The organism is Streptomyces humidus (assembly GCF_014649655.1).
GTDB lineage: Bacteria > Actinomycetota > Actinomycetes > Streptomycetales > Streptomycetaceae > Streptomyces > Streptomyces humidus.
Genome location: NZ_BMTL01000041.1, coordinates 59,271 through 81,603 on the forward strand (window position 1 = coordinate 59,271; position 22,333 = coordinate 81,603).

Sequence of the window (22,333 nt, forward strand, 5' to 3'; positions counted from 1 at the left end):
CCAGGGCCGCCCGATACATCCCTCTATGCCCAGGAGCGATCCATGCGCACCCAGAGCCGACGGAGACCGCGGGCCACGCTCGCCGCGGTCGCCGCAGGGACGCTGCTCGCACCGCTGCTCTCCGGCTGCTGGGCCGGAGCCGGCGGGGCGGGTTCCGGCGGCGACTCCCTCAACGTCCTCATGGTCAACAACCCGCAGATGACCGAGTTGCAGAAGCTCACCGCCGACCACTTCACCCGGGAGACCGGCATCAAGGTCAGCTTCACCGTCCTGCCCGAGAACGACGTCCGCGACAAGATCAGCCAGGACTTCGCCAACCAGGCCGGCCAGTACGACGTGGCGACCCTGTCGAACTACGAGATACCGATCTACGCCCGCAACGGCTGGCTGCGGTCGATGGACCCGTACGTGGCGAAGGACGCGGCGTACGACGAGCAGGACGTACTGGAGCCGATGCGCGAGTCCCTCACCGGGGACGACGGCGCACTCTACGGCCAGCCCTTCTACGGGGAGTCGTCCTTCCTGATGTACCGCAAGGACGTGTTCGCCGCGAAGGGCCTGACGATGCCCGCGCACCCGACCTGGCGCCAGGTGGCCGACCTCGCGGCGAAGGCCGACGGCGCCGAGCCCGGCATGAAGGGCATCTGCCTGCGCGGACTGCCCGGCTGGGGCGAGGTGATGGCGCCGTTGACGACCGTCGTGAACACCTTCGGCGGCGCCTGGTTCGACAAGGACTGGAAGGCACGGCTCGACTCCCCCGAGTTCGAGAAGGCGACCGAGTTCTACGTCGGCCTCGTCCGCGCCCACGGCGAGTCGGGAGCCGCCCAGTCCGGCTTCGCCGAGTGCCTGAACAACATGACGCAGGGCAAGGTCGCCATGTGGTACGACGCCACCTCCGCGGCCGGCTCGCTGGAGGCCGCGAAGTCCCCGGTCAAGGGCAAGATGGGCTACGCGCCCGCCCCCGTCGAGAGAACACGGTCCTCCGGCTGGCTCTACACCTGGGCCTGGGGCATCCAGAAGGCCTCCCGCAACCCCGACAAGGCCTGGAAGTTCGTCTCCTGGGCGTCGGGCAAGCAGTACGAGCAGTTGGTCGGCGAGAAGAGCGGCTGGTCGAACGTACCGGCCGGCAAACGGGCCTCGACCTACGAGAACGCGGCCTACCGCGCGGAGGCGGCCGCCTTCCAGGACATGACCAGACAGGCCATCGAGGCGGCGAGGCCCAATGCCCCGGGCCTGCAGCCGAGACCCGCGCCCGGCATCCAGTTCGTCGGCATCCCCGAGTTCACCGACCTCGGCACCAGGGTCTCGCAGGAGATCAGCGCGGCCATCGCCGGCCGTCAGTCCGTCACGTCGGCCCTGAGGAAGTCCCAGAAGATGGCCGAGCGCATCTCCGAGGAGTACGAGGGAAGATGACCGCGACCACGACGGCCCCCGTGGCCGCACCCTCCGCGCCGCCCGCCCCGCGCGGGCACTCCCCCCGGCTGCGCGCGTGGGCCACCCGGGCCCCGCTGCTGCCCGCCCTGGTCTTCATGATCGCGGTCACCCAGCTCCCCTTCGTGGCGACGCTGGTGATCTCCTTCTTCGACTGGAACGCCCTCTATCCCAAGGCCCGCCGCTTCACCGGCCTCGACAACTACCACCAGGTCCTCACCGACGCCGACCTGCGCCGCTCGGTGGGGACGACCGCCCTGCTGACGGCGACCGTGGTGCTGGCCTGCCTGGTGCTCGGGCTGGGTCTGGCGCTGCTCCTCGACCGCCGGTTCCGGGGCCGGGGCGTGGTCCGCACCCTGCTGATCGCCCCCTTCCTGGTGGTGCCGGTGGCGGCCGCCCTGCTCTGGAAGCACGTCCTCTACAACCCCGAATACGGCCTGTTCAACGGCCTGTTGCACTATGTGGGCGGGCCCCAGCCGGACTGGATCTCGGGCACCCCGCTGCTCGCCGTGGAAGCCTCCCTGGTCTGGCAGTGGACGCCGTTCATGATGCTGATCCTGCTGGCCGGACTGCAGAGCCGCGACCAGCAGCAGATCGAGGCGGCCCGGGTGGACGGCGCGAGCGACTGGCAGATCTTCCGCCACCTCACGCTCCCGCACCTGCGCCGGTACCTGGAGCTGGGCGCGCTGCTCGGCTCGATCTACATCGTCCAGAACTTCGACGCCGTCTTCACGCTCACCTCCGGCGGCCTCGGCACCGCCAACCTGCCCTACACCGTCTACCAGAGCTTCTACCAGGCCCATGAGAACGGCCTCGCCTCGGCCGCGGGCGTCCTGGTGGTCATCGGCTCGATCGTCATCGCGACCTTCGCCCTGCGGGTCGTGTCGTCCCTGTTCCGCGAGGAGGTGTCCCGCGCATGAACGCCGTACGCCGAGGCGGCCTCGGGCTGTCGGCCTGGGCAGCCGGGATCGTGTTCTTCCTGCCCGTCGCCTGGATGGCCCTGACCTCCTTCCACTCCGAACAGGACGCGGCGACCAACCCGCCGTCCTTCGCCGCGTCCCTCACCCTCGACGGCTACCGCGAGTTCTTCGGCGCCGGCGGCGGGGCCAGCCCCTGGCCCGCGCTGATCAACTCGACGGTGGCGTCCGCCGGTTCGACCGTCCTGGTGCTGCTGCTCGCCCTCCCGGCGGCCTACGCGCTGTCGATCCGCCCGGTGAAGAAGTGGACCGACGTCCTGTTCTTCTTCCTGTCGACCAAGATGCTGCCCGTCGTGGCGGGGCTGCTGCCGATCTACCTGTTCGCCAAGAACGCGGGGATGCTGGACAACATCTGGCTGCTCGTCATCCTCTACACCTCCATGAACCTGCCGATCGCCGTGTGGATGATGCAGTCGTTCCTCGCCGAGGTGCCGATCGCGGTGATCGAGGCCGCGCGGGTGGACGGGGCGCGGCTGCCGACGATCCTCGCGCGCGTGGTCGCCCCGATCGCGCTGCCGGGGATCGCGGCCACGGCCCTGATCTGCTTCATCTTCAGCTGGAACGAGCTGCTGTTCGCACGGGTCCTCACCGGCGTGGTCGCCGAGACCGCCCCCGTCTTCCTCACCGGCTTCATCACCAGCCAGGGTCTGTTCCTGGCGAAGGTGTGCGCCGCCTCGCTCGTCGTCTCCCTGCCGGTGCTCGCCGCGGGGTTCGCCGCCCAGGACAAACTGGTCCAGGGCCTGTCCCTGGGAGCCGTGAAATGAAGGCCGCCGTCATCGAGTCCGTGGGCCGCGCCGTCGTCACCGAGGTCCCCGACCCGACGCCCGGTCCCCGCGAGGTGGTCGTCGAGGTCGCCGCGTGCGGCCTGTGCGGCACCGATCTGCACATCCTGCAGGGCGAGTTCGCGCCCAAGCTGCCCATCGTGCCCGGGCACGAGTTCGCGGGCACCGTCGTGGGGACCGGCTCCCAGGTCACCGAGGTGTCGACGGGCGACCGGGTGGCGGTGGACCCGTCCCTGTACTGCCACGAGTGCCGCTACTGCCGTACCGGCCACGACAACCTCTGCGAACGCTGGGCCGCGATCGGCGTGACGACGGCCGGAGGCGCGGCCCGCTACGCCGTCGCGCCCGTGGCCAACTGCGTGCGGCTGCCCGAGCACGTGCGCACCCAGGACGCGGCGCTCATCGAGCCGCTGTCGTGCGCGGTGCGCGGCTACGACGTCCTCCGCGCGCGGCTGGGCGCGCACGTGCTGGTCTACGGCTCCGGGACCATGGGGCTGATGATGCTGGAGCTGGCCAAGCGCACCGGGGCCGCGAGCGTGGACGTCGTGGACGTGAACCCGGCCCGGCTGGAGACGGCGCGGCGGCTGGGCGTCAGCGGATCGGCGGCGAACGCCGACGAGCTGGAGCGTCCGCAGGGCTGGGACCTGGTGGTGGACGCCACCGGCAACGCGGCGGCGATCCAGGACGGCCTGGGTCGGGTGGCGAAAGCCGGGACGTTTCTGCAGTTCGGCGTGGCGGACTACGCGACCCGGGTCGCCATCGACCCGTACCGGATCTACCACCAGGAGATCACCATCACCGGCTCGATGGCCGTCCTGCACAGCTTCGAACGGGCCGCGGAGCTCTTCGCGAACGGGGTGCTGGACCCGGACGTGTTCATCAGCGACCGGATCCCGCTGGAGCGCTATCCGCAGGCGCTGGAGCAGTTCGCGGCGGGGATCGGCCGCAAGATCGTGGTGGTGCCGTAGGGCAGACGGGGGAGGTGCGGCCGGGTAAGGGAACGGCAAAGTCGTCTCGTTCGTTCACCCGGCATGACAGCTATGACCCCCGGCTCGAACATCCCTCTCCCCGTCGCGCGCGTGACGGTGGACGTCGCCGCCCCGGTGCGGCTCGACGTATCGGGCCTGCTGCTCACCGCCGACGGCAAGGTGCGCTCCGACGACGACTTCATCTTCTACAACCAGCCGAGCGGTCCGGGCGTGACCTACCGCTCGGGCGGCGGCACGTCCCCCGACGCGATCACGGTCGACACCACGGCCGTCCCCCCGGGCATCGAGAAGATCGTCGTCACCGCGAGCCCGGACGGCGCGGGACAGACGTTCCAGGGCGTCGAACCGACGGCGACGATCCGGGGCGCGGACGACGGCAGCGTCCTGGCCACCTTCACGCCCCCGGGTCTCGGCGCCGAGACGGCCCTGGTCGTCGTGGAGATCTATCTGCGCAACGGCGCCTGGAAGGCCCGCGCGGTCGGCCAGGGCTACGCCGACGGCCTGGCCGGCATCGCCACCGACTTCGGTGTGACGGTGGAGGAGCCGGCGCCCGTCGCCCCACCGCAGCCCGTCGCCCCGCCGCAGCCGACGATCCAGGCCCCGGCGGCGCCCGCCGACCCGCGGCTGACCGCTCCCGTGCCGCCGGCCGCTCCCCCGGCCGCCGCACCGGGGGCCGGGAAGATCAACCTGGACAAGGGCCGGGTCAGCCTGCAGAAGAACCAGACCGTCTCCCTGACGAAGGGCGGCCGCCCGCTGCTCTCGCAGGTCAAGATGGGGCTCGGCTGGGAGCCCGCGTTCCGCGGCAAGGACATCGACCTGGACGCCTCGGTCATCGCCTACGGTCCCCAGCGCAACCACATCGACAGCTGCTACTTCGGCAAGCTCTCCATCGTGAACGGCGCGATCAAGCACTCGGGCGACAACCTCACCGGCGAGGGCGGCGGGGACGACGAGGTGATCGTCGTCGATCTCGGCCGGCTCCCGCAGGACGTGACCGGTCTGGTCTTCACCGTGAACTCCTTCTCCGGACAGAAGTTCACCGAGGTCGCCAAGGCCTACTGCCGGCTGCTGGACGCCGCGACCGGCGAGGAGCTGGTCCGCTTCGACCTGACCGGCGCCGAACCGCAGACGGGCGTGCTGATGGCCAAGATGATCCGCCAGTACTCCGGCGAATGGGAGATGACGGCGATCGGCGGGTTCGTGAAGGCGCGCACGGTGCGCAACATGGTGAAGCCCGGCGCCGAGGCCCTGTAACCGCCGGCCGCCCGCCCGAGCCTCTCCCCGCCACCGGCCACAGGCCACCGGCTGCCCGCTGCTCGCTCGACGCCGGGGCGCCCGCCGTCACGGGGGCGCCCGTCGGCGTCACCGCACGGGCCGCAGCCCCTCCGTCAGCAGCGACACATAGCGGCGGATGACCCCGCCGTCCCCGTTGGCCAGCTCCGACGCCGTCGCCACGCCGTGGGCGAGCCGCAGCACGTCGATCGCGTCGACGTCCGGCCGCAGGGTCCCCTCGCGCTGCGCCGCCTCCACCAGCCGGGTCGCCGCCGCCGTCATGCGCGTGCCGCAGACGGTGACCGCGGCCGCTCCGCCGTCCGTGACGGCGGAGCCCAGCAACGTCTTCATGCCGCGGACCTGGATCGTGCCCACGCACAGTTCGTCGAGCCACGCGGTCAGCGCCTCGCCGGGCGGCAGCTCCGCGCCGAGTTCGTCGGCCCGCACCGCGAGCGCCTCGATCCGGTCGAGGTAGGCCGCCTCCAGCAGCGCCTGCCGGGTCGGGAAGTGCCGGTACAGCGTGCCGGAGCCGACGCCCGCCCGCTTGGCGATGTCGTCCAGGGAGGCGCCCTCCCCATGCTCGGCGAACGCTTTCGCCGCCACCTCCAGCAGGCGCTCGTGGTTGCGGCGAGCGTCCGCGCGCATGGGTCTGACCTGCGTCATCCAGTCACTCCTCGCGAACCGCTTCTGCGCACCGGTGGCGACCACCGGCAGACCGTCCCCGCTCGCCGCGCTCGCGCCGCGGGCAGCACGACCGTGCCCGGTCGTGCTGCCCGCATGCTCCACCACATCCCACCGGGACACCAGTCAGCACCCGGCACACCCGCCTCCCGCCGTCCCGCCGACGACGGGCGCCCCTGGCCCGCGGCGTGAGCAGACACGTGGGACGTCGGGGCGCCGCCCGCGCGGAAGCGGCGCGGAACGAACCGGACGGTGCCGGACGGACCGGCGCGGGGACGACCGGCTTACCGGCCGCCACCCGGTGTCACGGCTGGGCCGACCGAGGTCCCGCTCTCAGTCCGTCCACGGCCACTTCGTGTCGTCGGCGGACTCCAGCAGCGGCACCATCCGGAAGGCCGCGTCCGACAGACCGCCGAAGGTGTGCCGGTTGGCCGTGCCGGACGGACCTTGCCCCGCACGGTGTCCGGCCAGGTTCCAGGTGTAGACCGGCACATGCGCCGGCACCCGGTCGGTCGGGCCGCCGTGGCGGCTCGGGGCGAACTGCTCGTCGGTGACGATCAGCACCCGGTCGTGCGCGCGGTAGTGCCGGCGCACGGCCTCGGTGGTGTCGGTACCGCCGAGGTCACCGAAACGCTCCAGAATCTTCAGCACAGACTCCCCCTTACGGAACTTGATCATGTTGCTGCGGGTACCGAACTCGACGAGATCCGCGTCCGCCGCCCGCAACGCGAGCGCCGTGCCGAAGATCGCCGCCGCGTCGGCCCGGTTGAGGTCGGACCGGTCCGACAACCGCGCGTAGAACATCGAGCCCGAACGGTCGACGAGCACCAGCGTCCGCCCCGGCAGGGCGGGCACGTTGGCCAGCGAGTGGCCGAGCGCCTGCTCCAGCGGGTACGCCCAGCGCAGCGAGGGCGCGTGCCGGTACGCGGCGAGGTACCGGAACGGGAACTGCCGCGAGCGCGCGACCTCCGCCGGGTCGCTGATCTTCGCCGCCACCTGCGCGGCGACCTCGTCGCCGACGCCGGCCTCGTCGAAGTTGCGCAGGTTGCGGACCAGCGCCATGGATCCCATGGACGGGACGACCGCCTCCCAGGCGGCCTTGTCCATCGGCCCCTGCAGCCAGCCCGCCAGCGCCTCCCAGGTCATGCCCGCCTCGGCCAGGCGCCGCGCGCCGCCCGCTCCGGTCACGACCCCGCGTCGCTCGGCGGGCGGCAGCGCCATCAGATCGCGGTGCGCCACGAGGGCGGGCAGCGACCGGGGCGGCTCGGCCGTCTCCGGGTGGTGCCGACGGTCGAGGGCGTACCGGAACAGGTCGCCCTGCCACGGCTTGGCCGGATCGGGCGACGCGTGCACCAGGTTGAGGACGTCGCCGAAGCGGTAGCCCTTGGCGACGGTGTCGTACTTCAGCAGCGACCTGGCGCTGTAGAGCCGGCGCACGGCGTCGGCGACACCGCGCTTGACGGGCTTGGGAAGGGCGCGGCCGTAGGCCGTGGTCCAGTACCCGAGCAGCTCGCCGGGCTCGTCGGGCCGCTGCAGGACGCTGTTCACGACCTGCCGGTTGGAGGGACCGTCGGTGGCGCCCACCGCCAGGCGCGCGTGGACGTACTCGGCGGCGCCGACGACCGCGGCCGTGCGGAGGTTGCCCTCGCCGCGCAGCCAGCCCAGCAGACCGGCCGTCCAGGCCGGGTCGCTGACGGCGAGCTCGCGCACCAGCGCGGCGAAGCGGTCGTCGCGGGCGGCGCCGGACTCGTAGAAGGTCCGCTGGGAGACGAAGTTCGCCATCGCCAGCAGGAAAAGCTCGGAGCGGGCGTCCCGCTCGTGTCCCCGGCCGCCCTCGTGGGTGCGGAGCGCCCGGCCCGTGGTCGTCACGGGCGAGGTGGGCGGCGCCTTACGGGCACGGATATTGAAGCGCGCCATGGTGAATTCCCCCGAATTCATGTGGTATCGAGTCCGCCGTTCGGCGGCTCGGTTTTTCGGGGAGGCGCAACAAAGGGAAGGTGCCCGAGATCAGGGGTCGGCGACGGACTTAGCCAGATGCTCTACCCGACTGAGCTACACCGACCCGAGGTCGATGGCGGGACTCGAACCCGCGACCGTCCGATCCAATGAAGTAACCGTTGCCTGCGCACCGGGCACCCACCTCATGCTGCGCCTCCCGAGATCAATTCGGCGGCGGCACGGATTTCTGATCCAAAGAAGGAGCCGCAGCCTGCGCACCGGAAGGTGCTGTGAAGTTGTGGTGTCCAGAGATCGAGGCCGGCGGAACCGACAAGGTGCTCTGACCCCTGAGCTACACCGGCGTGTCGTGCCGGTGGCGGGATTCGAACCCGCGGCCGCCCCATTATCAGTGGAAGTAGGTCCTGCCTTCGCACCTGGACGTGCATCACTTTAGGAGGACGGCCGCGGACAGAGCCAATCAATTAATCCCCGGTCATGCTCACCGATTCTGCCGCTTCCACGGTCCGGTGATCGCCAGCATGATTCCCGGCGTCTGGATGTTGGCGTACAGGGTGTGGCCGTCGGGCGAGAAGGTGACGCCCGTGAACTCGCTGTACTCCGGGGCCTGCGCCGTGCCGATGTTGAGCTCGTTGCGGGCGATGGGGTAGGTGCGGCCGCGCTCGGTCGCGCCGAAGAGATGCTGGACGCCTTCGCCGTCCTCGGCGATGACGAGGCCGCCGTAGGGGGAGACGGTGATGTTGTCCGGGCCGTCGAAGGCGCCGTCGGCCGCCGGGTCGGGGTTCACCCCGAGCAGCACCTTCAGGGTCAGCGTGCGGCGCTTGGGGTCGTAGAACCAGACGGCGCCGTCGTGCTGCACGGGGCTCTCGCCGCGGGCGTACGAGGAGACGATGTACGCGCCGCCGTCGCCCCACCACATCCCCTCCAGCTTGCGGGCGCGGGTGACCTGGCCGGCGGCGAACTGCTTGCGCACGGACACCGACCTCGCGTCGCGGTCGGGGACGTCGACCCAGTCGACGCCGTACACGGTGCCGGTCTTCGTGGCGCGGGAGAGGTCGTCGACGAACGTGCCGCCGGAGTCGAAGCACTTGAAGGCCTGAAGGACGCCCGCGTCGTCGGCGAGGGTGCGCAGCCTGCCCCGGCCGTGGCGGAAGCCGGCCGGCGGGGTCCACCGGTAGAGCAGGCCGTTGGGGCCCGAGGCGTCCTCGGTGAGGTACGCGTGGCCGTGTTTCGGATCGATGACGACGGTCTCGTGGGCGTACCGGCCGAACGCCTTGACGGGCTTGGGGTCGCGGTTGGCCCGGCGGTCCGCGGGATCGACCTCGAAGACGTAGCCGTGATCCCTGGTCATGCCGTTCTGGCCGGCCTTGTCCTCGGTCTCCTCGCCGGAGAGCCAGGTGCCCCACGGGGTGGTGCCGCCCGCGCAGTTGGTGGAGGTGCCGGCGATGCCGACCCACTCGGCGACATGGCCGCCGGGACGCACCTCGACGACCGTGCAGCCGCCGGCGGCGGCCGGGTCGTAGACATGGCCCTCGGTGAGGGGCACCGGGTACTGCCAGTTGGCGCGCGGGCCCTTGAGCTCGTGGTTGTTGACGAGCAGGGTGGTGCCGCGCGGGCCGCAGAACGCGGCGGTGCCGTCGTGGTTGGACGGCGTGGTCTCGCCGGACTCCAGCCGGGTCCGGCCGCTGTAGGTGACGACGCGGTACCTGAACCCGGCGGGCAGCGCGAGGATGCCGTCCGGGTCGGGCAGGAGCGGGCCGTAGCCGACCTCGTGGCGCCCGGCGGCCGCCGGCTCGCCCGACGCGTCCGCGGTCTCCCCGGCGTCCGTGACGGCGAGGGCGTTCGGCGCGCTGGCGAGGGCGCCCACGCTGCCTGCCAGCGCGACCCCGGCGCCGGTGACCGCGGATCGCCTGGTGAAGTCCCTGCGGGTGAGCGACATGGTGTCTCCTGAGACGGTGGATGTGCCGTGGAGAGTGGTGGACTCCGGTATCGGCGACACCGTCCCGCCCATGCCTGAACGGGAGTTGAACGGGGGGCGGCTTCGGGGGACCTGCTCTCGTGAATCCGCGCGGCTCACGGCGGCAGACCCCCGAGCGGGGCTATCCGCCGTGCTGCGAGCGGGCCTTGAAGGCGGCCTTGCGGGCTTCCTTGGCGATGCGCTTGTCGGGGTGCAGCCGTCCCATCGCCTCCAGGACGTCCGCGGTGGCCGGGTGGTCGACGCGCCAGGCGGCCGCGAAGAAGCCTCCGTGCTGCTGGGCCAGGCCTTCGACGAGGGCCTGGAGTTCCTCGGAGTTGCCCTCGGCGGCGAGCTGGGCGGCCAGCGTGTCGACGGTGAGCCAGAAGACGAGGTCCTCGGAGGGGGCGGGCACGTCGGTCGCGCCGAGTTCGCTCAGCCAGACGCGGGCGAGGCCGCCGAGTTCGGGGTCGTCGAGCACCTCGCGCACGGCGGGTTCGGCCTGGCCGCCGACGAGGGACAGGGCCTGCTGGCAGCGCAGCCGGCGGAGCGGGGCGCCGGCGTCCGAGCCGCGGGCGGCGGCCAGCAACTCCCGTGCGGCGGAGAGAGGTTCGCGGCGGGCGAGCCAGTGCTCGGTCTCGGCCAGGGCGGCGCCCGGGCCGTAGCCCGCGCTGCCGTCGAGGAGGGCGTCGGCGCCCTTGTCGGCGAGGTCGCCGACCGCCGGGGCGTCGAAGCCGGCCTCCTGGAGGCGGGCCCGCAGCCCGTACAGGCCGAGCGGCGTGAGGCGGACGACGCCGTAGCGGGCGACGTCGGTGTCGTCGAGGGGGGCGGTGGGCTCCTCGTCGGCGTCCGTCAGCAGGGCCTCGTCGACGGGCCGGTAGGCGACGAGGCCGATGGGCTCCAGCAGACGGAACTGGTCGTCGAGACGCATCATCGCGTCGGAGACCTGCTCCAGGACGTCGTTGGAGGGGGTGCCCATGTCGCCGGGGATGATCATGGAGGCGGCGAGCGCGGGGAGCGGGACGGGGCCCTCGCCGGGGCCGTCGTCGCCGGCGGTGAGGACGTAGAGGTTGCCGAGCACGCCGTCGAGGAACTCGGCCTCGGCCTCGGGGTTCCAGTCGAGCCGGGAGAAGTCGACCTGGCCGCCTTCGTCCATCGCCTCCATCAGTTCGTCGAGGTCGGGGACGGCCGCCTCGGCGAGCACGGCCTCCAGGGCGGTGAGCCAGACGGCGAGCACGTCGTGCGGGGCGCCGCCGGTCAGCAGGGCCAGGTCCTCGCCGGCCGTGACCGTGCCGGCCTCCTCGTCCACGACCTCCACGAGCCCGGCGTCCACGGCGGTCCGCCAGGCCTCGCTCGCCTGGGCGGCGGCGTCCTCCCCGGTCAGCCCGAGCGCCTCGGCGGCCCCCGCCAGCTGCTCCTCGACGAGTCCGCCCCCGGCGTCCACGCGGGTGTCGCGGCCGGCCCAGCGGGCGAGCAGGGCGGCCCGGGAGAGCAAGGGCGTGGACAGGGCGTCGCGCGCCAGCTCCGCTTCGGTGTGCAGCCGCACCGGCGGCAGGGGGGAGCTGTCTGACATCGGCTGGTTCTCCTAGGGCGCATGGTGCCGCCGGCCCGCTGGGGCCACTGGGCCACTCAGCCTAGACGGATATGGGCCCATGCCGCCCGGTTCATCTCCCCGACGGCCTGCGTACATGGCCGAAACCTTGACAAGTGGCTTGAGAAAGCAGGAGATTGACGCGCGTAGAAATCCACTGGACAGCTGTTCACCGGGTTTCTACGCGCGTCGCGCACCGCTCCGCCGGTCGCGTCCCGCGTCCCGTGCTTCACCCTCGTCCCGGCGCTCACGTACGTCCCCGGAGGGATTCCGTTGCCGAGCAAGAAGTCCGCGCGTCTCGCCGCGCTCACCGTCGCCGCCGCCTGTTCCGCGGCCTCCACCGTCGCCCTGGGCGCACCCGCGCAGGCGGACACGGTGGCCGTCCACGACATCCAGGGCACGACCCGGATCTCCCCGTACGCCGGCAAGGCGGTCACGGGCGTGGCCGGAATCGTCACCGGTGTGCGCGCCTACGGCTCGTCCAAGGGGTTCTGGATCCAGGATCCGAATCCGGACGCCGACCCCGCCACCAGTGAGGGCGTCTTCGTCTTCACCGGCTCCGCCCCGAAGGCCGCCGTCGGCGACTCCGTCACGGTCACCGGCACGGTCTCGGAGTTCGTGCCCGGTGGCACGTCCAGCGGCAACCAGTCGGTCACGGAGATCACCAAGCCCACGGTGACCGTCCTGTCCGGCGGCAACGCGGTCCCGACCGCGACCGTCGTGGACGCCGGCTCGGTCCCGGCCGCGTACGCCCCGGCGGGCGACGCCGCCGCGGGCAACTCGATCAACGCGCTCGCCCTGCGGCCCGACAGCTACGCCCTGGACTACTACGAGTCCCTCGAGGGCATGAGCGTCCGGGTCGCCGACACCCGTGTGGTCACCGCCACCGACCCCTACAGCGAGCTGTGGGTCACGGTGAAACCGCGTGAGAACTCCACCCGCCGCGGTGGCGCGCTCTACGGCTCCTACGCGTCGCAGAACACCGGCCGGCTGCAGATCCAGTCCCTCGGCGCGACGGCCGACTTCCCCGTCGCGAACGTCGGCGACACCCTTGACGGCGTCACCGAGGGCCCCCTGGACTACAACCAGTTCGGCGGCTACACGCTCGTCGCCGGCCGGCTCGGCACGCTGAAGAGCGGCGGCCTGGAGCGGGAAACGACGCGCAAGCAGAAGAAGGGCGAGCTCGCGGTCGCGACGTACAACGTCGAGAACCTCGACCCCTCGGACACCACCTTCGAGGCGCACGCCTCCGCGATCGTGAACAACCTGAAGTCGCCCGACATCGTCTCGCTGGAGGAGATCCAGGACGACAACGGCGCCAAGGACGACGGCACGGTCACCGCCGGCGCGACGATGAGCAAGCTGATCGACGCGATCGTCGCGGCCGGCGGCCCGACGTACGACTGGCGCTCCATCGACCCGGTCGACGACCAGGACGGCGGCCAGCCGGGCGGCAACATCCGCCAGGTGTTCCTCTTCAACCCCGAGCGGGTGTCCTTCACGGACCGCGCGGGCGGCGACTCCACCACCGCGGTGGGCGTCGCCAAGGTGCACGGCAAGGCCCGGCTGACGGCCTCCCCCGGCCGCGTCGCACCGGGCGACGACGCCTGGAAGGCGAGCCGCAAGCCGCTCGCGGGCGAGTTCGTCTTCCGTGGCAGGACGGTCTTCGTGATCGCCAACCACCTCAACTCCAAGGGGGGCGACCAGGGTCTGACCTCGCAGTACCAGCCGGTGGTGCGGAGTTCGGAGATCCAGCGACACGCGCAGGCCACGCTGGTCAACGCGTTCGTCAAGAGCATCCTGGACGTCCAGAAGAACGCCGACGTCGTCGCGCTCGGCGACATGAACGACTTCGAGTTCTCCGGCACCGCGAAGATCCTCGAAGGCGACGGCGAGCTGTGGTCGGCGATCAAGTCGCTGCCGAAGAGCGAGCGTTACACCTACGACTACCAGGGCAACCAGCAGGTCCTGGACCAGATCCTGGTGAGCCCGTCGATCCGGCGGAGCTGCGACCTCGCGTACGACAGCGTGCACATCAACTCGGAGTTCCACGACCAGATCAGCGACCACGACCCGCAGGTGCTGCGCTTCGAGCCGTGACTCCTCCTGGATCAGGGCCGGTGCGCGGTCCGATGACGTGCCGGGGGCGCGGAAGCCGACGACGGACTCGGACTCACCGGGTCCCCGGACCGTCGTCCTGAGGCCGGCGGTCCGGCGGTCGCGCGCGCCCTCGCCGCCCCGGGACGCCCGCCCGCGACGGTGAGGCCGTCCGGCGCGCGGGGTGCCTCTGACCCGGCGAAGGCGGCGCGGGCGGCCGACGGCGCAGGCAGGCCCGGCCCCCGCTGGTCGCGGGGGCCGGGCCTGCCTGCGTGCCTACCGTGCGTGCCGGGTCCCGGACGACCGGCGCCGGCCCTGTGGACGCGCCGCGCGGCGCGTGCACAGGGCCGGCAGCGGCCGAGGACGCGTCAGCACTTCCAGCGCTTCGCCCTGCTCCCGCCCCGCGTCCCGGCCACCACGAGGGCCACCGCGGCCGCGCCCGCGATCGCCGACGGCCACGGATGCCGCCGCGCGAACCCCACGGCCGCACGGAACACCGCGGGGGCGGAGCTCTCGGCGGTGCGACCCGCGTCCGCCGCCTTTCCCCGGAGGTCGTGACGGGCGTGGACCGCCCGTTCCTGGGCGGTGTGCCCGGCCCGGAGCGCCGTCTCCTGCACGGTGTGCCCCGCTCGGCTCGCCTTCTCCTGCGTGGCGTGGCCGGCGTGGCTCGCCCGCTCCTGGACCGCGTGACCGGCGCGGTTCGCACGTTCCTGCATGTGACGCCCCGCCTCGGCGGCCGAGCTGCGCAACTGCACGGTCATCGCGCCCGCACGGTCCCGCAGGTCGGCGGCCCGGGCCCGAGCGCGTCCGCGCACGTCGGCCTTGGCCGCCAACTCCTCGACGGTCTCACCCAGTCGATGCCTGGTCTGCTCGATCTGACGACGCAGGTCCGCCGCCGCCTCGTCCGTCATCGGTGCGCCCTTTCCTTGATCTCCTCGACATCGGCCTTGACGCTGCCGAGAGTCTGCTCGGGGGTCGGCGGCGCCGCCCGGCGCAGCTGTGCACGGCCGGCCGCGCCCAGCACGGCGGCGATCACGAACAGCACCGCCGTCACCACGAGCGCCGCCGCCCAGACGGGCAGCACCAGCGAGAGAGCGGCCACGGCCGCGCCGGCGAGGGCGAGCAGACCGGCGTAGCCGAACGCTCCCGCGGCGCCGAGCAGACCGCCGCCGCGGCCGGCGCGCCGGCCCTTCTCGGCGAACTCCTGCTTGGCCAGGGCCAGTTCCTGTCGTACGAGTGTGGAGAGCTGCTCGGTGGCCTGGCCGACGAGTTCGCCGACCGTGTGATGCCCGTCCTGGACGGGCCGGAAGTCCGTGGTGCCGGTCACGGTGCTCCGCCTCCTCTCGGTTTCCGGAGACATCCGGGTACCCCGGCCGGTGCGCACTACCCATGCGGCGGACAGGCCGCGCGGGGGCGGCCGAACGGCGACCGAGGCCCGGGAAGGACTCCGGAGAACCCCGGAGAGCCCCGGAGAACACCCGGGGACGGCCGAAAAGCGCCGGGAAAGCCGGGGGCGGGCCGGGGAGCATGCCGGGCCGTACCGGGGCCGGGCGGGGGACATACCCCGACCGGCACACAATGTCGCAGCAGTTCTTACGCATATACCGTAGGAGAATTAAGTAGAGCTTCACTGTCGATCGGCCGAGACTGCTCCCATGACGACAGCCTCCTCACCCGGCGCTCCGACGCCCGCCCCGGCCCGCACCGCGGTCTTCGGCCGGGCCCTCTGCGCGATGGTCACCCCCTTCACCGGCTCCGGCGCGCTCGATCACGACGGCGCACAGCGACTGGCCGACCGGCTGGTGTCCGCGGGCTGCGACGGGCTGGTGCTCTCGGGCACCACGGGCGAGTCGCCGACCACGTCGGACGCCGAGAAGGCGGAGCTGGTGGCGGCGGTGCGGGCGGCGGTCGGCGACCGGGCGTCGATCGTCACGGGGGTGGGCACGTCAGACACCCGCCACACCGTCGCCCTCGCGCGGGCCGCCGAAAGGGCGGGGGCGGACGGGGTGCTCGTGGTCACCCCGTACTACAGCAGACCGCCCCAGGACGCCGTGGAGGCCCACTTCCGGGAGGTCGCGGACGCGTCCGCACTGCCCGTGATGCTGTACGACATCCCCGGCCGCACCGGCACCCGGATCGAGCCGGACACGATGCTCCGGCTCGCCGAGCACCCCCGGATCGTCGCGGTGAAGGACTGCTCCTACGACTTCCTCGGCGTCCAGAAGGTGCTCGCGCGCACCGGGCTGGCGTATTACGCGGGCTGCGACGAGCACAACCTCGCGCTGTACGCGGTCGGCGCAGCGGGATATGTCAGCACGGTCGCGAACGTGGTCCCGGACCGGCTCCGGGCCGTGCTGGACGACTTCGACGCCCGGGACACCGCCGGAGCCGCCCGGCGGCAGCGACAGGTCACAGAGCTGGTGGAGGCGATGATGGCGTCGGGCCTGCCCGGAGCCGTCACCGCCAAGGCGCTTCTGGGCGATCTGGGCCTGCCGTCCGGCCCGGTCCGCGCTCCGTTGCGGCCCGCGGACCGGGAGACGGTCGACGGGCTGCGCGCGGTCTACGAACGCCTGGTGGCCTGACCGGGCGGCGCGGTCTCCCTGAGGAGAGATCCGGGGGGGATCCAGGGGGGAGATCCGGGGGACACGACAAAGGCAAGGAGGTGATGCGCTCCTTGCCACTTTCAACGTATAGCGCAACGGGGGGCTTGCGGCAAGGCCCCCGTCGTGACGCAGAATCTCCGGCCTGGGCCGGTGTCCGGCGGACGGGCCGACCGCCCGCCCCCGCCCGGCACCGGTCGCCCGGCACCCACGTGTGCGGTCGAGAACACGAGAACCACGAGAATGGGCCTACCCGGGCGGCACGGACCGACCGCGGTCGCAAGCGATCTCATATCGGAGCTGATGACGTGACCCCCCTGAACACCGGGGCCTTCGACCTTCCCGAGCGGCTGTCCCACAAGGCAGACCCGAAGCTGATCGCCGGCGACGAACGGCACTTCGCGGCCGTCGCGGAGTGTCTGGAGCAATCGATCGCCGAGGTGTCCGACCGCCTCGACGCCGAGCGCAGGGCGCCCGGCGGTCTCGGCCGGGGGGCGATGGACCGCGACACGGAGATCCACCGGCTGACCGCTCGTCTGCGCGCGCTGCGCCGCTTCGGGCTGGACGTGTGCCTCGGCCACATGGTCGGAGCCGACGACGGCGAGCCCGTGTACGTCGGGCGGCTCGGGCTCACCGACAGCACGGGGCAACGGCTGCTGCTCGACTGGCGTTCCCCCGCGGCCGAGCCGTTCTTCGGCGCCACCCACGCCAACCCGATGGGTCTGGCCAGCCGCCGCCGCTACCGCTGGACCCGCGGCCGGATCAGCGACTACTGGGACGAGGTGTTCGCGGCGGACGGGTTCGCCGGGCATGCGGCGCTCGACGACCAGTCCGCGTTCATCGCCAGCCTGGGCGGCAACCGCTCGTCCCGGATGCGGGACGTGCTCGGCACCATCCAGGCCGACCAGGACGCCGTCATCCGGGCGGGCTCACGCGGCGCCCTGGTGGTCGACGGAGGCCCGGGCACGGGCAAGACCGTCGTCGCGTTGCACCGTTCCGCCTACCTCCTGTACTCCGACCCCCGCCTCGGTCACCGCCGGGGAGGCGTGCTGTTCGTCGGCCCGCACCGGCCCTACCTGGCGTACGTCGCCGACGTGCTGCCCAGCCTCGGCGAGGAGGGCGTGCAGACGTGCACCCTGCGGGACCTCGTCGCCGAGGGCGCCGAGGCGGGGGCCGAGGCCGACCCGGAGGCGGCCCGGCTGAAGTCGTCCGCGGCTCTGGTGCGGGCGATCGAGAAGGCCGTCGCGTTCTACGAGGAGCCGCCCTCCGAGGGGATGACGGTCACCACCCACTGGTCGGACATCCCGCTGAGCGCCGACGACTGGGCCGTCGCGTTCGAGGCGGCGGAACCGGGCGCCCCGCACAACGAGGCACGGGAACAGGTCTGGGAGGAACTGCTCACGATCCTGACGGAAAAGCACGACGGCGACGCCCCGCCCGCGCTGCTGCGCAAGTCGCTGCTGCAGAACAGGGAGCTGGCGACGGCGTTCAACCGGGCGTGGCCGCTGCTCGAAGCGGCCGACCTCGTCGGTGACCTGTGGACGGTGCCCGCCTACCTGCGGATGTGCGCCCCCTGGCTGAAGCCGGACGAGGTGACGCTGCTGCAGCGCTCGCAGGCCCAGGCCTGGACGGTGTCCGACCTGCCTCTCCTGGACGCGGCGCGACAGCGCCTCGGCGATCCGGAGGCGGCCAGGCGCACCCGCCGGCACAAGGCCGTCCTCGCCGCCCAGCGCGAGCGCATGGACCACGTGGTGGACAACCTGATCCGGGCCGTGGCCGACTCCGGCGCCGACGGGGACGACGGGGAGGGCCTGGTGACGATGCTGCGCGGCGAGGACGCCAAGGTCAGCCTGGTCGACGACGCCGAGCTGCCGGTCGTCGACCCGGATCTGCTGGCCGGCCCGTTCGCGCACGTCGTCGTCGACGAGGCGCAGGAACTGACCGACGCGGAGTGGCAGATGCTGCTGCTGCGCTGCCCCTCCCGCAGCTTCACCATCGTCGGCGACCGCGCCCAGGCCCGGCACGGCTTCACCGAGTCGTGGCGGGAGCGGCTGGGCCGGATCGGGTTCGACCGGATCAGCCTGGCCTCGCTGAGCATCAACTACCGCACGCCGCAGGAGATCATGACCGAGGCCGAGCCGGTCGTCCGGGCGGTGCTCCCGGACGCCAACGTGCCGGTCTCGGTCCGCAGCGGCGGCGCCCCCGTCGTGCACGGATCCGTCACGCGGCTGCACGCGGTCCTCGACGCCTGGCTCGCCGAGCACGCGGAGGGGATCGCCTGCGTGATCGGCGATCCCACGTTCCGCGCCACGCCCCGCGTCCGCTCGCTGACCCCCGAACTGTCGAAGGGCCTCGAGTTCGACCTCGTCGTCCTCGTCGACCCGCAGAAGTTCGGCGAGGGCGTCCAGGGAGCGGTCGACCACTACGTCGCGATGACCCGGGCCACCCAGCGCCTGGTCGTCCTGACGACCCCCTGACCGGCGGCCGCCCGCTCGCGTCAGTTGTGGCTGTGCAGGATCTCGTTCAGGCCGCCCCACACGGCGTTGTTCGGGCGGGCCTCGACCGCGCCGCTGACCGAGTTGCGGCGGAAGAGGATGTTCGAGGCGCCGGAGAGTTCGCGGGCCTTGACGATCTGGCCGTCGGGCATGGTGACCCGGGTGCCCGCGGTGACGTACAGACCCGCCTCGACGACGCACTCGTCGCCGAGGGCGATGCCGACGCCCGCCTCGGCGCCGACGAGGCAGCGCTCGCCGATGGAGATGATCACGCTGCCGCCGCCGGACAGCGTGCCCATGGTGGAGGCGCCGCCGCCGATGTCCGATCCGTCGCCGACGACGACGCCCGCGGAGATGCGGCCCTCGACCATCGAGGTGCCGAGCGTGCCGGCGTTGAAGTTGACGAAGCCCTCGTGCATGACCGTCGTGCCCTCGGCCAGGTGCGCGCCGAGGCGGACCCGGTCGGCGTCGGCGATGCGGACGCCCTTGGGGGCGACGTAGTCCGTCATACGGGGGAACTTGTCGATGGAGGTGACCTGGAGGTGCAGGCCCTCGGCGCGGGCGTTCAGCCGGACCTTCTCGACGTCGTCGACGGCGACCGGGCCGAGCGAGGTCCAGGCGACGTTGGCGAGGTGGCCGAACATGCCGTCCAGGCTCTGCCCGTGCGGCTTGACCAGACGGTGGGAGAGCAGGTGCAGACGCAGGTAGACGTCGTGCGCGTCGAGGGGCTTGTCGTCCAGGGAGGCGATGACCGTGCGGACCGCGACCACCTCGACGCCTCGGCGGGCGTCCGGGCCGATCGCCTTGGCCGCGCCCTCGCCGAGCAGTTCCACGGCCCGCTCGGCGGACAGGCGCTCGGTGCCGGCGGGGCCGGGCTCCGCGAGCAGCGCGGGCGCGGGGAACCAGGTGTCGAGAACGGTGCCGTCGGCGGCGATCGTGGCGAGGCCGCCGGCCACGGCGCCGGTGGTGCGGGGAGCAGTCGTGTCGGTCATGAGGGCAACCTAACCGGCGCGGGCCCGCAGAGGCCAACCCGGTCGGCGGTGTCTCAGGTGGCGGTCCCGCGGGCCCCGGCGGCCTCGTGCGTCGCGTCCCTGTCCCTCTCCCCCGGCCCGCCGGGGCTCCTGCGCACTCCGGGTCGCACGAGCCCGCTCAACGCCCCTGCGGGCAAGGGGAGTTCCGGGAAGCCGCCCGGCGTGAGCGCGAGCCTGTGGACGACCTCGGGAGGCCATGAGAGGCCCCGGAAGGCCACGGGGCCAGGGGCCGCGTCCGCGCATGGTGCCCGGCCTCGCTGTCCGGCCTCGCCCGGCATCGGCCCCGCCGAGGCCGATGCCGGGGCCCAAGCCCGTCGGCGCCCCGCGATCGGCGCCCCGCGATCAGTCACCGGCGGCCGGCGACCTCGCAGTTTCCGGCGTTCAGCGCCGTCCGGGGCCTCTGCGCCGTGGCGGGGCGGGTGGGGCGTCCGCGGCAGGCCGGGTCCCGGGCATCAGCCGGGACAGCGCCTCCCGTGCGTACTCCTCGTCGTAGGGCGCGCCCGTCAGCAGGACCTGTAGGCAGATGCCGTCCATCAGGGCCACCAGGGCGCGTGCGGTGACCGGGTCCGTGCGGCGGGCGAGGAGGCGGGCGACGCCCTCGGCCCACTCGGCGGCGACGGGACGCAGGGCCGGGCGGCGCAGGGCCGCGAGGTAGAGCTCGTACTCCAGCTCGACCCCGGTGCGGTCGCCGGCGAGCCATTCGCCGAGCAGTCCGGCCAGTTCGGCGGGCAGGTCGGCTTCCGCGTCGGTCAGCCCGCCGCGGGCGGCGATCACCTTGGCGAAGCCCTCGTTGGCCTGGCGCAGGGCGGCGGTCATCAGCTCGTCGAGCGTGGCGAAGTGGTAGGTGGTGGAGCCGAGCGGCACGTCCGCCTCGGCTGCGGCCGTGCGATGACTCAGCCCGGCCAGGCCCTTGTCGCCGACGACGCGGATCGCCGCGTCGATGATCCGCTGGCGCCGTTCGGGATCGTGCCGGCGGGGCATCAGTGCGCTCCCCCGAGGTTCAGCACGACCACTCCTGCGACGATCAGCAGGATGCCGGCGACCTTGGTGGGGGTCAGGGACTCCCCGAACAGGGCAAGTCCGATGAGGGCGATGGCCGCGGTGCCGGCCCCGGCCCAGATGGCGTAGGCCGTGCCGATGCCGACGGTCCTGAGGGTCCGGGCCAGGAGGAGGAAGGAGACGACGTAGCCGAGGGCCGTCAGCAGTGAGGGCCAGAGCCTGCTGAAGCCGTCGCTGTACTTCATCGCCGTGGTGGCGGCCACCTCGGCGGCGATGGCGCCGGCGAGTGTCAGATATCCCATGCGTACGAGCGTACACATCGATGCGTACGGACGTACACACCAACCGGGATTCAAAAGCGTTATGGAAAGCGCTCGCCCAAACGGATGAACGCGAGCCACAGGTTCCACTACTGTTTCACCGTTCACACACCGGGCCATCGCAGCCGCGGCAGCCGTCAGGGGCGCCGCTGGAGGACCAGCGCATGCCAATTAACAAGTCCCGGCCTCCCCAGGAACAACCCTGGGAGAACGGCTGGGCCCCGGACAGCTCCCGGGCCCCCGGAACACGACGCCTGTGGTTGGCCGGCGGTCTCGCCGTGGCCACCATCGTGGCCTGCGTGACCACCATCGCCTTGAACGACAGGCCAGTTGAGGAGAAGCAGGACACACGTCAGGGACGGACCCTGGCGGACGACGAGACGGAGGGCGGCGGTCTGATCTCCTTCGCCACGCCCTCCGCGAGCACGTCGTCGAAGCCCACGGGCCAGAGGAGCAGTTCCTCCCCGTCCGTGTCGCCGTCGCCGTCACCGTCGTCCGCGACCTCGTCCTCGCCCATGCCGCAGGGCAGTTCGTCGCCGGGCGCGTCGACCGGCCCCTCACCGAAGCCGACGACGAAGCCCACCGACCCCGGGTCATCTGTCGTCCGGCGGTCGGTCCAGGCGGTCAACTACCCTGATCGTTACTGGCATGTGAGTGACGGTCAGGTGAAGCTCGACGCGCCGCGGGGCGCGGAGTCGCGCAGCGACTCGACCTTCGCCGTGGTCAAGGGGCTTTCCAACGGCTCCTGTTACTCGTTCAGGACGGCCGGCGGCGACTACCTGCGCCACCGCAACTTCGTCCTTCGCGCGGAGCGCAACGACGGCTCGACCCTGTTCTCGCAGGACGCCACCTTCTGCGTGGCGCGGTCCTCGTACTCGGACGCGGTGATGTTCCAGTCGGTGAACTACCCCGACCGCATGCTGCGTCACCAGAACTTCGGGCTGCGCCTGGACCCGTACGGCTACAACACGACCAACCGTCAGGACTTCATGTTCCGCCTCGTCGGCGGCCTCGGCTGACGGCACTCGCCCCCGCACACAGATGTGGGCCCCCGGCAGCTCGGCGAATTCCAGGGGTCGTTGCAACACAGTGATCAACTGGCTGTGGCCAGGAGCTTAGCGAGGCGCTCGGCTGGGGTTTCCCAGCCGAGCGTTTTGC

Annotated in this window: 19 protein-coding genes and 1 tRNA gene; 9 read left to right on the plus strand and 11 right to left on the minus strand. The window is 72.3% G+C overall.

Annotated features, from left to right (window positions below):
• Positions 1-42: 42 nt before the first annotated feature.
• From IE239_RS35310 to IE239_RS35330, 5 genes are all read left to right on the plus strand, one after another.
• The gene (locus IE239_RS35310; RefSeq protein ID WP_190153568.1) at positions 43-1,413 is read left to right on the plus strand and encodes an ABC transporter substrate-binding protein; all 1,371 of its coding nucleotides are present in this window, start codon (positions 43-45) and stop codon (positions 1,411-1,413) included.
• A complete protein-coding gene (locus IE239_RS35315; protein WP_190153569.1) occupies positions 1,410-2,351 on the plus strand; it encodes a carbohydrate ABC transporter permease in 942 nt (313 codons plus the stop codon). Before IE239_RS35310 ends, IE239_RS35315 begins: the two co-directional genes overlap by 4 nt.
• Complete coding sequence (locus IE239_RS35320) at positions 2,348-3,172, plus strand: carbohydrate ABC transporter permease (RefSeq protein WP_190153570.1); 825 nt, start codon at positions 2,348-2,350, stop codon at positions 3,170-3,172. Before IE239_RS35315 ends, IE239_RS35320 begins: the two co-directional genes overlap by 4 nt.
• Entirely contained in the window at positions 3,169-4,158 is a 990-nt protein-coding gene (locus tag IE239_RS35325; protein WP_190153571.1) for a zinc-dependent alcohol dehydrogenase family protein, read from the plus strand. Before IE239_RS35320 ends, IE239_RS35325 begins: the two co-directional genes overlap by 4 nt.
• Before the next feature lie 72 nt (positions 4,159-4,230).
• Positions 4,231-5,433, plus strand: coding sequence for a TerD family protein (locus IE239_RS35330; RefSeq protein WP_190153590.1), 1,203 nt, complete (start codon positions 4,231-4,233; stop codon positions 5,431-5,433).
• Positions 5,434-5,541: 108 nt separating this feature from the next.
• Here the strand turns inward: IE239_RS35330 and IE239_RS35335 are convergent, their stop codons facing one another.
• The 5 genes from IE239_RS35335 to IE239_RS35355 all read right to left on the minus strand — a co-directional run bounded on the left by IE239_RS35335 (position 5,542) and on the right by IE239_RS35355 (position 11,615).
• Positions 5,542-6,114, minus strand: coding sequence for a TetR/AcrR family transcriptional regulator (locus IE239_RS35335; protein ID WP_190153572.1), 573 nt, complete (start codon positions 6,112-6,114; stop codon positions 5,542-5,544).
• 351 nt (positions 6,115-6,465) lie between these two features.
• Positions 6,466-8,049, minus strand: a complete 1,584-nt coding sequence (locus tag IE239_RS35340) for a TROVE domain-containing protein (RefSeq protein WP_190153573.1) — start codon at positions 8,047-8,049, stop codon at positions 6,466-6,468.
• 392 nt (positions 8,050-8,441) lie between these two features.
• Positions 8,442-8,511 (minus strand) — tRNA-Ile (locus IE239_RS35345).
• A 58-nt stretch (positions 8,512-8,569) separates the two neighbouring features.
• Positions 8,570-10,027, minus strand: a complete 1,458-nt coding sequence (locus tag IE239_RS35350; RefSeq protein WP_190153574.1) for an alkaline phosphatase PhoX — start codon at positions 10,025-10,027, stop codon at positions 8,570-8,572.
• 160 nt (positions 10,028-10,187) lie between these two features.
• The gene (locus IE239_RS35355) at positions 10,188-11,615 is read right to left on the minus strand and encodes a hypothetical protein (RefSeq protein WP_190153575.1); all 1,428 of its coding nucleotides are present in this window, start codon (positions 11,613-11,615) and stop codon (positions 10,188-10,190) included.
• 291 nt (positions 11,616-11,906) lie between these two features.
• Between IE239_RS35355 and IE239_RS35360 the strand changes: the two genes are divergently transcribed.
• Positions 11,907-13,733 carry a DUF8508 domain-containing protein gene (locus IE239_RS35360; protein ID WP_190153576.1) on the plus strand — a complete coding sequence of 609 codons (1,827 nt, stop codon included), beginning with the start codon at positions 11,907-11,909 and terminating at the stop codon, positions 13,731-13,733.
• Between the two features lie 365 nt (positions 13,734-14,098).
• Here the strand turns inward: IE239_RS35360 and IE239_RS35365 are convergent, their stop codons facing one another.
• Both IE239_RS35365 and IE239_RS35370 read right to left on the minus strand, forming a co-directional pair.
• Complete coding sequence (locus IE239_RS35365) at positions 14,099-14,641, minus strand: DUF3618 domain-containing protein (RefSeq protein WP_190153577.1); 543 nt, start codon at positions 14,639-14,641, stop codon at positions 14,099-14,101.
• Positions 14,638-15,057, minus strand: coding sequence for a phage holin family protein (locus IE239_RS35370; protein ID WP_190153578.1), 420 nt, complete (start codon positions 15,055-15,057; stop codon positions 14,638-14,640). Before IE239_RS35370 ends, IE239_RS35365 begins: the two co-directional genes overlap by 4 nt.
• A 328-nt stretch (positions 15,058-15,385) precedes the next feature.
• Here IE239_RS35370 and dapA point away from each other — a divergent pair, with 328 nt between their 5' ends.
• Positions 15,386-16,312 (plus strand): 4-hydroxy-tetrahydrodipicolinate synthase, encoded by a 927-nt coding sequence (gene dapA, locus IE239_RS35375; RefSeq protein ID WP_190153579.1) that lies wholly within the window; start codon positions 15,386-15,388, stop codon positions 16,310-16,312.
• Between the two features lie 326 nt (positions 16,313-16,638).
• Positions 16,639-18,807, plus strand: coding sequence for an RNA polymerase recycling motor ATPase HelR (helR, locus tag IE239_RS35380; RefSeq protein ID WP_190153580.1), 2,169 nt, complete (start codon positions 16,639-16,641; stop codon positions 18,805-18,807).
• Positions 18,808-18,827: 20 nt separating this feature from the next.
• Here helR and dapD read toward each other — a convergent pair whose 3' ends face one another.
• The 4 genes from dapD to IE239_RS43155 all read right to left on the minus strand — a co-directional run bounded on the left by dapD (position 18,828) and on the right by IE239_RS43155 (position 21,803).
• Positions 18,828-19,817 carry a 2,3,4,5-tetrahydropyridine-2,6-dicarboxylate N-succinyltransferase gene (dapD, locus tag IE239_RS35385; protein WP_190153581.1) on the minus strand — a complete coding sequence of 330 codons (990 nt, stop codon included), beginning with the start codon at positions 19,815-19,817 and terminating at the stop codon, positions 18,828-18,830.
• Between the two features lie 420 nt (positions 19,818-20,237).
• Complete coding sequence (locus IE239_RS35390) at positions 20,238-20,837, minus strand: TetR/AcrR family transcriptional regulator (RefSeq protein WP_190153582.1); 600 nt, start codon at positions 20,835-20,837, stop codon at positions 20,238-20,240.
• Entirely contained in the window at positions 20,837-21,157 is a 321-nt protein-coding gene (locus IE239_RS35395; RefSeq protein ID WP_190153583.1) for a DMT family transporter, read from the minus strand. Before IE239_RS35395 ends, IE239_RS35390 begins: the two co-directional genes overlap by 1 nt.
• 370 nt (positions 21,158-21,527) lie before the next feature.
• On the minus strand, positions 21,528-21,803 hold the full coding sequence (locus IE239_RS43155) for a hypothetical protein (RefSeq protein WP_308435447.1): 276 nt from the start codon (positions 21,801-21,803) through the stop codon (positions 21,528-21,530).
• 22 nt (positions 21,804-21,825) lie between these two features.
• Here IE239_RS43155 and IE239_RS43160 point away from each other — a divergent pair, with 22 nt between their 5' ends.
• Positions 21,826-22,194: an AbfB domain-containing protein gene (locus IE239_RS43160; RefSeq protein WP_308435448.1), complete on the plus strand. Its 369-nt coding sequence runs from the start codon at positions 21,826-21,828 to the stop codon at positions 22,192-22,194.
• Positions 22,195-22,333: the final 139 nt, after the last annotated feature.